The sequence below is a fragment of the Serratia sp. BIGb0163 genome, from assembly GCF_024809935.1.
In the GTDB taxonomy this organism is placed as follows: Bacteria; Pseudomonadota; Gammaproteobacteria; order Enterobacterales; family Enterobacteriaceae; genus Serratia; species Serratia quinivorans.
This window is the reverse complement of the sequence record NZ_JANUDZ010000005.1, coordinates 301,611-314,209: the sequence shown is the minus strand read 5'-3', so window position 1 is coordinate 314,209 and position 12,599 is coordinate 301,611. Positions and strand designations below refer to the sequence as shown.

At 58.3% G+C, this 12,599-nt stretch carries 7 protein-coding genes; 6 read left to right on the top strand and 1 reads right to left on the bottom strand.

All coding sequences use genetic code 11. The features are described from left to right. Nucleotides 1-171: 171 nt before the first annotated feature. From budA to M2406_RS18660, 3 genes are all read left to right on the top strand, one after another. A complete protein-coding gene (gene budA / locus M2406_RS18670; protein ID WP_012146146.1) occupies nucleotides 172-951 on the top strand; it encodes an acetolactate decarboxylase in 780 nt (259 codons plus the stop codon). 39 nt (nucleotides 952-990) lie between these two features. After that, nucleotides 991-2,676 (top strand): acetolactate synthase AlsS, encoded by a 1,686-nt coding sequence (alsS, locus tag M2406_RS18665; protein ID WP_115184119.1) that lies wholly within the window; start codon nucleotides 991-993, stop codon nucleotides 2,674-2,676. A 139-nt stretch (nucleotides 2,677-2,815) separates the two neighbouring features. After that, nucleotides 2,816-4,411, top strand: coding sequence for an ABC transporter substrate-binding protein (locus M2406_RS18660; RefSeq protein WP_012146144.1), 1,596 nt, complete (start codon nucleotides 2,816-2,818; stop codon nucleotides 4,409-4,411). Nucleotides 4,412-4,463: 52 nt separating this feature from the next. On the opposite strand, the gene M2406_RS18655 is transcribed toward M2406_RS18660, so the two are convergent. Next, nucleotides 4,464-6,743, bottom strand: a complete 2,280-nt coding sequence (locus tag M2406_RS18655; protein WP_115184121.1) for a TonB-dependent siderophore receptor — start codon at nucleotides 6,741-6,743, stop codon at nucleotides 4,464-4,466. 327 nt (nucleotides 6,744-7,070) lie between these two features. Here M2406_RS18655 and fes point away from each other — a divergent pair, with 327 nt between their 5' ends. The 3 genes from fes to M2406_RS18640 are packed head-to-tail and all read left to right on the top strand — an operon-like array spanning nucleotide 7,071 to nucleotide 12,599. Then, entirely contained in the window at nucleotides 7,071-8,441 is a 1,371-nt protein-coding gene (gene fes / locus M2406_RS18650) for an enterochelin esterase (protein ID WP_037410468.1), read from the top strand. Next, entirely contained in the window at nucleotides 8,416-8,622 is a 207-nt protein-coding gene (locus M2406_RS18645) for an MbtH family NRPS accessory protein (protein WP_017893570.1), read from the top strand. Before fes ends, M2406_RS18645 begins: the two co-directional genes overlap by 26 nt. 32 nt (nucleotides 8,623-8,654) lie before the next feature. Beyond that, on the top strand, nucleotides 8,655-12,599 hold the full coding sequence (locus M2406_RS18640) for an enterobactin synthase subunit F (RefSeq protein ID WP_259190995.1): 3,945 nt from the start codon (nucleotides 8,655-8,657) through the stop codon (nucleotides 12,597-12,599).

Genomic DNA, 12,599 nt, shown 5'->3' with positions numbered 1-12,599 from the left:
AACTAAACCGTTGTTGACATTGGGCGCCGCCGGCCTGCCGTGCCGGTTTTTTTGTCGCCGATGGCTGAATCGTTCCAACAGAACGGGTTGCCGGCGACATCTTTGCTCACTCTCTGGTGAGCATTTTGAACGCACGGGGCATTTCACTCCGTGCTGGTGGAGGAGTAGGTTATGAACGAAGATCACGGGTGTGCCTGTGCGCAGCATTTGGCGCAGGGCTTTGCCAGGCAGTCGCTGAGCGTTGGGGAGGGCGAGATCTACCAAATCTCGCTGATGAGCGCGTTAATCAGCGGTGTTTACGAAGGGGAGGTCACCATTGCCGAGTTGCTCAGGCACGGTAATTTTGGCCTGGGGACTTTCAACCATCTGGACGGTGAACTGATCGCCTTCGACAAGGAAATACACCAGTTGCGTGCCGACGGTAGCGCGCGGCCGGCCAGTCTGCAGCAGAAAACCCCATTTGCCGTCGTCACCTTTTTCCAACCCAGCGTCACCCAACATTTCGATCGTCCGATCACCAAGGCGCAGCTGCACCAATGCATTGATGAACAGGTGGCTTCGCCGAATCTGTTCTGTGCGGTGCGCGTCGACGGCGAGTTCAGCCACGTGGAAACCCGGACTGTGCCCCGTCAGGAACGCCCCTATCGCCCAATGCTGGAGGCGATTGAAGAACAGCCCACCTTTGCCTTTCATCATTGCCAGGGCACGCTGGTCGGTTTTCGCTCGCCTGACTATATGCAGGGCGTTGGCGTGGCCGGTTATCACGAGCATTTTGTCACCGAAGACCGCAACGGCGGTGGGCACGTGCTGGATTACCAGCTCGACCATGGCCGTCTGCAATTTGGTGTGATCACCCGTCTCAATCTTCAGTTGCCGCATGACGCGGATTTTCTGCGCGCCGACCTCTGTCCAGAGGATTTGGATCGCGCAATTCGTTCTGCCGAGGGTTAATTCCGCGACAGTCTTGGGTTAGTTTTCAGGAGGTATTCCATGAACAAGGCAAAAACAGACAATAACTGGGCATGTGGCGCAGATTTAGTGGTGAAAAATCTGGAGGCGCAGGGGGTTAAGCACGTATTCGGCATTCCGGGGGCCAAGATTGACCGGGTATTTGATTCTCTGGAGGATGCGCCGTCGATAGAAACGGTGGTGGTGCGTCACGAAGCCAACGCGGCATTTATGGCGGCGGCGGTCGGGCGCCTGACCGGCAAGGCCGGGGTGGCGCTGGTGACCTCCGGACCGGGCAGTTCCAACCTGATCACCGGGCTGGCGACGGCGACCTCGGAAGGGGATGCGGTAGTGGCTTTTGGCGGCGCGGTGAAACGTGCCGATAACCTGAAACAGACTCACCAGAGCATGGACACCGTCAGCATGTTCCGGCCAGTGACCAAATACTGTGCCGAGGTGCATGCCGGTTCGGCGATTTCAGAAGTGATCGCCAACGCCTTCCGCCACGCCGAGTTCGGCCGTCCGGGGGCCTCTTTTATCAGTCTGCCAATGGATATCGTCAATGAGCCGGTCAGTGCGCCGGTGCTGGCGGGGTGCCGGTTGCCACGCATGGGGGCGGCGGCGGCCGAGGATATTCGCGCCGCGGTCAAATTGATCCAGCAGGCAAAATGCCCGGTGCTGCTGTTGGGTTTGCAAGCCAGCCGTCCGGAAAACAGCGAGTCGGTACGTCAGTTGCTGCATCGCACCCATATGCCGGTGGTGGGCACTTATCAGGCGGCGGGGGTGATAGACGTTAACCACTTTGCGCGCTTTGCCGGGCGCGTTGGCTTGTTCAATAACCAACCCGCCGACCAGCTATTGCAAAAGGCCGATCTGGTGGTCAGCGTCGGTTATGGCCCAATTGAATACGATCCCTGCATGTGGAATAGCCAGGGCCGGTTGAAACTGGTACATATCGACGTGCTGCCGGCGGATATCGACACCTGCTATCGCCCGGACATTGAGCTGGTGGGCAATATTAGCGCCACTCTCGACATGATGACCGAAGCCTTTAGCGGAGCGGTGAGCGTGCCGACGGAGGTGGAATTGATCCTCAGCGATCTGGGCCGTCAGCGCCATGAACTGGCGGAACGGGCTGCCCGGCGCGGCGGCATGCCAATTCACCCGTTGCGCATAGTGAAAGAGCTGCAGGATATCGTCAGCGACGACGTGACGCTGTGCGTGGACATGGGCAGTTTCCACATCTGGATTGCACGTTATCTTTACAGTTTCCGCGCGCGCCAGTTACTGATTTCCAACGGCCAACAGACCATGGGGGTGGCGTTGCCGTGGGCGATCGGTGCGGCGCTGGTGCGCCCGGGGGACAAAGTGGTCTCTATCTCCGGCGACGGCGGTTTTATGCAGTCGAGCATGGAGCTGGAAACCGCAGTACGCCTGAAAAATAACATCGTGCACGTCATTTGGGTGGATAACGCCTACAACATGGTGGAAATGCAGGAGGTGAACAAATACCGGCGCAAATCCGGGGTGGAATTCGGCCCGATTGATTTTAAAGCCTATGCTGAAGCCTGCGGCGCGGTCGGGTTTGCCGTGCAGTCGGTAGAAGACTTGCGGCCGATGCTGCGTAAGGCAATGGAAATTCAGGGGCCGGTGGTGGTGGCTATTCCGGTGGATTACGCCGACAACTACAAACTGATGGCGCAGATGAACTTCAGCCAGATGATTTAATTTCAGCAAGTCGCTAAACCACGGGAAATGCCGCATGAGGCACTCCCCGTTTTTCATGCTCAGAATTTGTGCTTTACATCCCTAACTGCATGATTTATTGGTATCCCTCGAGTCTGTTTTCTACTCTGGGGATGGCACAATGAATAAAAAAGCAATAACAATGACGTTGGGACTATTGGCTCTAACGGTGATGGGCGGCGCTCGCGCCAGCACGCTGGTTTATTGTTCCGAAAGCTCGCCGGAAGGGTTTAATCCGCAGTTGTTTACCTCCGGCCCGACGGTAGATGCCAGTTCGGCGACGATTTACAACCGGCTGGTGGACTTTAAAGTCGGTACCGTCGAGCTGCAACGGAGCCTGGCGGAAAGTTGGCAGGTGAGCGAAGACGGAAAGCAATACACTTTTCATCTGCGCAAAGGGGTGAAATTCCAGAGCAATAAATACTTTACCCCCACCCGCGACTTCAACGCCGACGACGTTATCTTCTCCTTTATGCGGCAAAAAGACGCCAACAACCCCTATCACAAGGTCTCCAACGGTGCTTACACCAACTTTGAGTCGATGGAGTTTGGCACGCTGATCAACAATATTGTCAAAGTGGACGACAACACCGTGCGTTTTGAGCTTTCGCGTGCCGAAGCGCCGTTTGTGGCCGATCTCGGCATGTATTTCGCCACCATTCTCTCTGCCGAATATGCCGATGCGATGCTGAAGGCCGGCACGCCACAGCGGGTGGATAACGATCCTGTCGGCACTGGGCCATTCCAACTGGTGCAGTATCAGAAGGATGCGAAGATCCTCTACAAGGCGTTCGACCAGTATTGGGAGGGCAAACCGAAGATAGACCGGCTGGTGTTCTCGATCACCCCGGATGCGGCGGTACGCTTTGCCAAACTGCAAAAGAATGAATGTCAGGTGATGCCGTTCCCCAACCCGGCGGATCTCAAGCGCATGCGCGAGGACAAAAATATCCAGGTGATGGAGAAATCCGGGCTGAACATCGGGTTCCTGGCGTTCAATACCCAGAAAAAACCGCTGGATAACCTCAAGGTGCGGCAGGCGCTGGCGCTGGCGGTGAACAAGCCGGCGATCCTCGAGGCGGTATTCCACGGCGCAGGCCAGCCGGCGAAGAACCTGTTGCCACCAACCCAGTGGGGCAGCAATGACCAGATTGAGGACTATCCGTACTCCCCGGAAAAAGCCAAACGGTTGTTGCAGGAGGCCGGGCTGGGGCAGGGGTTCGCCATCGATCTGTGGGCGATGCCGGTACAGCGGCCGTACAATCCGAATGCCAAGCGCATGGCGGAGATGATCCAGGCCGACTGGGCGAAAATCGGCGTGAAGGCCAAGATTGTTACCTTCGAGTGGGGCGAATATTTGCAGCGGATAAAAAATGGAGAGCATCAGGCCGCGTTGATGGGCTGGACCACCGCCAACGGCGATCCGGATAACTTCTTCGGCCCGCTGTTTACCTGCGTTTCGGCCAACGGCGGTTCAAACTCGGCCAAATGGTGCTATCCGCCGTTCGATAAGCTGATCCAGCAGGCGCGTGAAGAGAACGATCACGCCAAACGGGTGGCGATGTATCAGCAGGCGCAGGTGATGATGCATGACCAAATGCCGGCGATGATGATTGCCCACTCAACCATTTTTGAGCCGGTACGCAAGGAAGTGAAAGGCTACGAGATTGACCCGTTCGGCAAGCACATCTTCAAACAGGTTTCGCTGGAGAAATAAATAAACGGGGGCTGCATGGCAGCCCCCGTTTCATTACCGGTTTATCCCACGATTAGAAATGGGTATTCACGCTCATATAGTAAGTCCGGCCCGGTTCGTTGTAGGTGGCTGCGCCTGCACCGGCGATATTAATCGCGCCGGTGGTCGGGTCACCCACGTTCTGCGAGTTACCTTCACGGAACTGGCGTTTGTCGAACAGGTTGTCGATACCGGCCGTCAGGCTGACGTTCTTGGTCACATCATAGGTGGCGCTGGCGCCCACGACGGCGTAAGGGCTGACTTCCTTGGTTTCGGTTCCGCTAACCGGTTTGCCCTGATAGTTGTACTTCTTCGGCTTCTGGCGGCCGTACCAGGTCAGGGTCGACTGCATCGACAGCTCCTCGGTGGCCTGCCAGCTCAGGGTCGAGTTGATGGTGAATTCAGGAATAATCGACAGGTAATCACCGGTAGTCTTATTCTTGTTTTCAATCATATAGGTGGCATTGTTGGTCCAGGAAACGGTCTCGCTGACCGGCACGTTCAACGTGCCTTCCAATCCCTGTACTACCGCTTTAGGCACGTTTTCCCACTGGTAAATGGCGGTACCGGTGCTGCTGGTACCGATTCGGGAGTTACCCGCTTCGATTTTGTTGTGGTAGTCGTTGCGGAAATAAGTCACGCCGGCCAGCCAGCCGTCGTTATGGAACTCCAGACCCACCTCTTTGTTGACGCTGGTTTCCGCCTTCAGATCGTCGTTACCCAGCAGGTAACAGCCATTTTTGACATCGCTGGACGAGCAACCCTGGCCTTTGCTGTAGAGCAAATAGTTTGGGTTGGTCTGGTACAGGTTCGGTGCCTTGTAGGCGCGGGCGATGCCCATCTTCAGGGTGAAGAAGTCGCCCAGTTCCTGTGACAGATTCAGCGACGGGCTCCAGTTGTTGCCGGCCTCGGAGTGCAGGTCGTAACGCAGGCCTGGCGTCAGCATGGTGCTGTCGGTCAGCTCCATATTGTCTTCAGCAAACAGCGAGAAGATATGCGCGGAGGCATAAGGGCTGCGGGTACCGTTTGCCTGACCAGGAATGGTGCCACCCATCAGGGTTTGGCTGGTGGAGGAGCCGTCTTTCATCTTCTGCTGGTTCCATTCGGTGCCCAGCGTCGCGGTTTGTGTCACGCCCAGTTCAAAGGGAACGCTGATTTCGCTGTGAGCCAGGAAATCGTCCAGTTTGGTGGTGCCAAACCCTTCGTTTTTGGTATCGAAGATGCCTTCGGTACCGCCGGCCAGGCCTTCGTTCAAACGGGTATTACGGGTGCGTTCGAACTGAATATAGTTGTTGGTACTGACGCCACTATCCCAGGCGCCCCGGTGGTTAAGACCGAAGGTTTCACGGTAAATACGGTTAGTCTCTTTGCCGTAGTTGCTTTGCACCAGCGGGTTGGAGTTGGTGTTTTGAGTATCCCCGGCATACAGGTTGCCCTGACGACCGTAGGCATACTCAAACTCCAGTGACTGCAGGTGAGCAAAATCCCAATGCAGCATGGCATCGATGTTTTTGTCTTCCACGCCCTCACGCCCGGAGGGGGTGCTGTTGGCGTAAGCCGGTGCACGGTAAGATTTGTGCGCTTCGTTGATATCCCAGGCGTCGGCCTGAGTTTTGCTGTAGCCACCGAACAGGCGGAAGCTCAACTCGTCGGTCAACGGGCCGGACAGGCTGAAGTCGGTGCGCTTGGTAGAGCCTTCCTGCTTGTGCTGCGGCACGTTGAAGTAGGCATTCAGCGAGCCGTGCAGCTCTTTGGTGTTCTTTTTGGTGATGATATTGACTACGCCGCCGGCGGCGCCGTTGCCATAGCGTGCCGCTGCCGGGCCGCGCAGCACTTCGATGCGTTCAATCATCTCCGGTGGCACCCAGGCGGTATCGCCACGGGTATCACGTTCGCCACGCCAACCCTGACGTACAGAGTTGCGGCTGGTGGCCGGTTTGCCGTCGATCAGGATCAGGGTATTTTCCGGGCCCATGCCGCGAATATCGATCTGGCGGTTGTTGCCGCGCTGGCCGCTGGTGGAGTTACCGGTCAGGTTAACGCCCGGCATGGTGCGGATCAGTTCGCTAATATCGCGCGCCGGTGGGCGTTTTTTGATTTCGTCGGCGGTAATGGTCGAAACCCCGGGCGCCTGCAGGTTCTGCTTGGCGGCGGTGACAACAATGGTGTCCTCGGCGGCTTCTTTTTTATTTTTGGCGACGGAGTCTGTTTCTGCGGTGGTTTCTGTTTGCTGTGCGGCGTGCGCAAAGGCGGACGCGCCTAATCCTAACCCGATGAGTGTGGCTAAGGAATAACGAGATAATTTGCGGTTCATGTGAGAGTTCCTACCTTGCTGCCTTTCCCGGAGTACCGAAAGCAGGCCTCCGGCAGTAGAGAAGGGCGGTTGTAGTTTTTGTGTTTTCGGAAATAAAAATCCAACCGGTCGGATGCGACATCACCGACATTGGATCCAGCGCTATACCCTATAAAATTCGGTATCCATCCCTGTTGAACATACCTGCCCGGTTTGCGAGCCTACACACACTATTGCAAACGCAAATAATTATCAATAGTATTCGGTTTACCGTTTTCTTGGGCAGCGCCTCGCGCCGCGAATTTACCGGCTTTCCTGAAGCTGCCAGCTAAATAGTGAATAGGCGTTTTGAAAACAAAATCCGAGTCAGAAAGCAGCAGATTATTATCGAGCAAGCACGCAGGGCGCCATGGATGGTGGCTGACTATCGCCAAACGCGGCACGCCGCTGGTGGAACTGCAGGGGGATGGGCGAGGGAAGGTCACATTTTTATGGCGCGATCCGCAGGGATGTGAACTCACTTCAGCCTATCAACGCGTCTGGATCCATATCAATTGCCTGACCGACCACCACCAGTCGTCGCCGCCGCAGAGCCTGCAACGGCTGGAAGGGACCGACGTCTGGTACTGGCAAACCGAACTGAGCGCCGACTGGCGTGGCAGCTACTGCTTTATCCCCTGTATGGACGACCGACCGCTGGAACACAGCGGCGACGATGCACACGCCAATATGCATTCGATTCGTCACTGGTGGCATCAGGTGTTTGCCGGTGCCACTCAGGATCTGCTGAATCCCCATCGTTCATGGACCGGTGTTGGCGGCAACGTGCTGTCCGGGCTGCATATGCCGGAAGCCCCAGCGCAAGCGGCCTGGCAGGATTTTGATCGCTACGCCGTGGCCAGTGGACGCTGTACGCCAGCGCCACCGGCCAGACTACAGCGCCACAGTTGGCACAGCGAGCGGTTGGGTAATACCCGCGACGTCTGGGTTTACACCACCGGCGACAGCAACCCGGCGCAGCGACCGCTGGCGGTATTGCTGGACGGCCAGTTCTGGTCGAGCAACATGCCGGTCTGGGATCCGCTGATGCAGTTGACCCGTGAAGGCCAATTGCCGGAAGCGGTTTATCTGCTGATCGACATTATCAGTCTCAAACACCGCAGCCAGGAGCTGGCCTGCAATGAAGATTTCTGGCTGGCGGTGCAAGAAGAACTGCTGCCGCAGGTGGCCGAATGGGCACCTCACAGCCGTGACCCTGCCACGACGTTGGTATGCGGCCAGAGTTTTGGCGGCCTGTCGTCGCTGTATGCCGGGTTGCACTGGCCACAGTGCTTCGGTGGAGTGATCAGCCAGTCCGGTTCATTCTGGTGGCCGCGCCGTGATATGTATCAGCGTGAAGCAATACCGGCCGATGCCGGCTGGCTGCTGCATCAGGTAGAGCAGGGCGTCGGTCAGGGTAAATTGAAGGTATTTATGGAAGCCGGCGTGCACGAAAAAGTGGCGCACCGGGTGAATGACCGAATGGCAGAGTTGCTGCGTGACGCCGGGCATCGGGTGCAATACCGGACGGTGGCGGGCGGCCATGACTACCTGTGCTGGCGTGGCGGCCTGATCGACGGGCTGCAGGCGCTGTGGTCGGATAGCCTTCCTGCCTCTGCGGCCAAACTCACCTTCACCGTCCAGGGAGTCCGTGATGGAAACTCAGAACCCGTTCGATGACGAACAACAAATTTGCCTGATTGTGTGCAATGACCAACTGCAGTACAGCCTGTGGCCCGAATTTAGCGCAGTACCGGCGGGGTGGACGCCGGTATTCGGCCCGGCGGCGCGGCCGCTGTGCGTGCTGTGGCTGGAACAACATTGGCAGGATATGCGGCCCGCATCACTGCGTAAGGCGTGATGGCAATAATACCGAGAACAGGAGTCAGTCCCTTGTCAGACAGCACTTTATTATCGACCGAACAGTCACTCGCCACTGAGTTGCCGTTGGTCGCCGCGCAACCCGGGATCTGGGTTGCCGATCAAATTTCACCGCACGCCAACGCCTATGCGGTTTCCCACTATATCGAGCTCTGCGGGGCGCTGGACCAGGATTGCCTGCTGCAGGCGATCGCGCAGGGGCTGTCCGAAGTGGATACCCTGCAGTTCCGTTTTGAAGAGCGTGACGGGGTGCCGATGCAGTGGCATGACCCGCAACTGGCGATCCTGCCGGTTGAGCTGATTGATCTGCGAGACTCCCCTGATGCAGCAGCGGCAGCGCGTGCCTTGATGCAGCTGGATATGTCCGGTGACTTACGCATCGGCAGCGGCAATGCACTGTATCGCCATATGTTGATCCGTCTGTCGGATCAGCGTTGGTTCTGGTATCAGCGTTATCACCATATTCTGGTGGATGGCTTCAGTTTCACCGCCATTGCCCGCAGAATTTCCCATATTTACACCCGGATGTCGCGCAATGAGCAGCCGGACCCGACGCCGTTTAGTGCCTTCAGTGAAGTGGTTGAAGAATATCAACGCTATGCACAATCGGCGACTTGCCAGCGTGACGCGGCCTTTTGGCTGAACAAGGCAAAGCAGTTGCCTGCGCCAGCCACACTCTGTCCGCAGCCACTGGCCGGCCAGACGCCGACCACCCGCATTCATCGGTTATCACAGCTGTGCGACCGCCAGGACTTTAGCCAACTGGTGAACGCCGGTCAGCAGCAGTTCAGCGTGGCAGATATGGCGTTGGCGCTGGTGGCGCTGTGGGTGTCTCGCCTGAGCGGTCACGCCAGCTTCAGCGCCGGCTTTATCTTTATGCGTCGCACCGGCTCGGCTGCACTGTGCGCCAACGGCCCGGTGATTAACGTACTGCCGATCGAAATGCACCTCGATCCTCAGGCGACGCTGAGCGAGGTTGCCGGCAATATCGGCCGTGAGCTGAAAAGCGTCCGTCGCCATCAGCGTTACGAGGCGGAACAGGTGCAGCGTGATCTGGGGCGGATCGGTGATGCCCAGCCGCTGTATGGCACCGTTTTCAACTTTAAGATGTTCGATTTCCAGTTGGACTTTGGCGATATCGAAGGCATTACCCATGAGCTGGCCTCCGGGCCGGTGCGTGACCTGGAGATTGCGCTGTATCTCGATGAGGCCGGAACGCTGAAGGTCGATCTGCTGGCCAATGCCGAGCGTTATCAGCGGGATGAGTTGGCGGCGCATCTGCAACGCCTGCCGCTGTTGCTGCGTCAGTTCGCCGCTCAGCCGCAAATGCCGATCGGGGACGCCGACTTGCTTACCGGGCAGGATCACCAATTATTGGCTCGGGTCAACGACACTGCTTATCCTGTGGCGCCGCAAACCCTCAGCAGCTTGCTGGCGCAACAGGCGCAGAAAACCCCGGATGCACCGGCGCTGGCCGATGCGCAGTATCAATTTAACTACCGCGAGACCCGCGAACAGGTCAGCGCGTTGGCGCGCCAACTGGTCGCTCAGGGCGTGCAACCCGGCGATATCGTTGCCGTCGCCTTGCCGCGCTCGGTGTTTCTGTCGCTGGCGTTAATGGCCATTGTCGAGGCGGGGGCGGCTTATTTACCGTTGGACACCGGTTACCCGGACGAACGCCTCAGCATGATGCTGGAGGACGCTACGCCGCGTCTGATTATCACCGAAGCCAGCCAGCAGGCACGTTTTGTCGGCAAGGGTGACATTTTTCTGTATGACGCGCCGCTGGCGGCAGACAGCGCGGCGGACGTGGTGCTAAGCGGACCCACGCCGCACCATCCGGCCTACATTATCTTTACCTCAGGTTCGACCGGGCGACCGAAAGGCGTGCTGGTGGGGCACCAGGCAATCGTCAACCGTCTGCTGTGGATGCAGCATCAGTATCCAATGGCGGCGGGCGATGTGGTGTTGCAGAAAACCCCCTGCAGTTTTGACGTATCGGTATGGGAGTTTTTCTGGCCGTTGATGGTCGGCGCCCAGTTGGTGATGGCACCGCCGGAGGCGCATCGCGATCCGGAACAGCTGCTGCAACTGATTGATCGACACCGCGTCACCACGATGCACTTTGTGCCTTCAATGCTGGCCGCCTTTGTCGGTGCGCTGGACAATCGGCAGGCGGTGGCGTGCTGCGCGCCATTACAACAGGTGTTCTGCAGCGGCGAAGCGCTACCGGCCGAGCTGTGCCGCCTGTGGCAAAGCCGCACCGGGGTGCGACTGCACAACCTTTATGGCCCGACCGAAGCGGCGGTGGACGTCAGCTGGCACCCTGCCTGGGGTGAGGCGTTGGCCGCCGTCACCGGTGCCAACGTTCCCATCGGTCTGCCGGTATGGAATACCGGATTGCGTATTCTTGACGCGCGCTTACGGCCGGTGCCGCCGGGTGTCGCCGGGGATTTGTATCTCACCGGTGTACAGCTCGCACACGGTTATCTGGGGCGACCTGAACTGACCGCCAGCCGCTTTGTGGCTGACCCGGCGGGCGACGGTGGGCGGATGTATCGCACGGGTGACGTCGCGCGCTGGTTACCGGGCGGCGAAGTGGAGTATCTCGGTCGCAGCGACGATCAGCTAAAAATTCGTGGACAACGCATCGAACTGAGTGAAATCGATCATGCGTTGTTGTCATTGCCGGGCATCAAGCAGGCGGTAACCCATGCGCTGGTGCTGGACAATACGCCGACAGATCCGGCCGGTGGTGATGCCCGCCAACTGGTGGGGTATCTGGTAGCGCAGCCGGGTGTACGCCTAGATCTGGAGGTGCTGCGTGCCGCGCTGGCCGATCGCCTGCCGCCACATATGGTGCCGGTGGCGTTAGTCGAAATGGACGCCTTGCCGCTGAGTGCCAATGGCAAGCTGGATCGCAAAGCGCTGCCGCAACCGCAAAGCGGGGTCAGGGCCGCAGGGCGCGAGCCTGAAGCAGGACTGGAAACGGCGATCGCGGCGGTATTCGCCCGTTTGCTACAGCGTGAAACAGTGTTTGCCGATGATGATTTCTTTGCCCTTGGGGGGCACTCGCTGCTGGCGATGCGCCTGGCGGCGGAGCTGCGCCGTGAACTGGGTAAAGCGGTTTCGGTCGGGCAGGTGATGGTGGCTTCCCGCGTGGAACAGCTGGCGCAACTGCTGGCAGAAGATCGCACGCAGGAAGAGGCCGATCGGACCGGTTTCGACAGCGTATTGCCGCTGCGCACCACCGAAGGTCCGACGCTGTTTTGCCTGCATCCGGCTTCCGGGTTCTCCTGGCAGTTCAGCGTGCTGCCGCGCTATATCGACCAGCATTGGTCGCTGGTGGGTATTCAGTCACCGCGCCCCGACGGCCCGCTGGCGCTGAGCGAGAATATGGATCAGGTATGCGACGCGCATCTGGAGCAGGTATTGCAGGTACAGCCGCAGGGTCCGTATCACTTTATCGGTTATTCACTGGGTGGCACCCTGGCGCAGGGTATCGCCGCCAGATTGCAGGCGCGGGGGGAAGAAGTGGCCTTCCTGGGGCTGCTGGATACCTATCCGCCGGAAACCCAGAACTGGGACGTGATGCTCGATGACAACGTGCTTAAAGAAGTCCAGCGCGAGCGCGAGCAGTTCCTGGCCGTTTCCGAAGATGCGCTTGATCCTGCATTGGGCGAAACCCGGGTGGCGATGTTCGATAATATCGAAGCCAACTATGCCGACTCAGTGCGCCTGCTTTCAGCCACCCATACGGCGAACTTCAAAGGGCAGGCGACGCTGTTTGTCGCGCGTCAGACGTTGCAGGAAGGGATGGACGTGCAGCAAACCTGGTCGCAATACGTCGATGCCTTACAGGTGCATGAGCTGGATTGTGCGCACGTAGATATCGTTTCACCAGCATCGTTCAAGGTGTTGGGACCGTTGCTGAACCGTATTCTAAGAGCGCTGTAA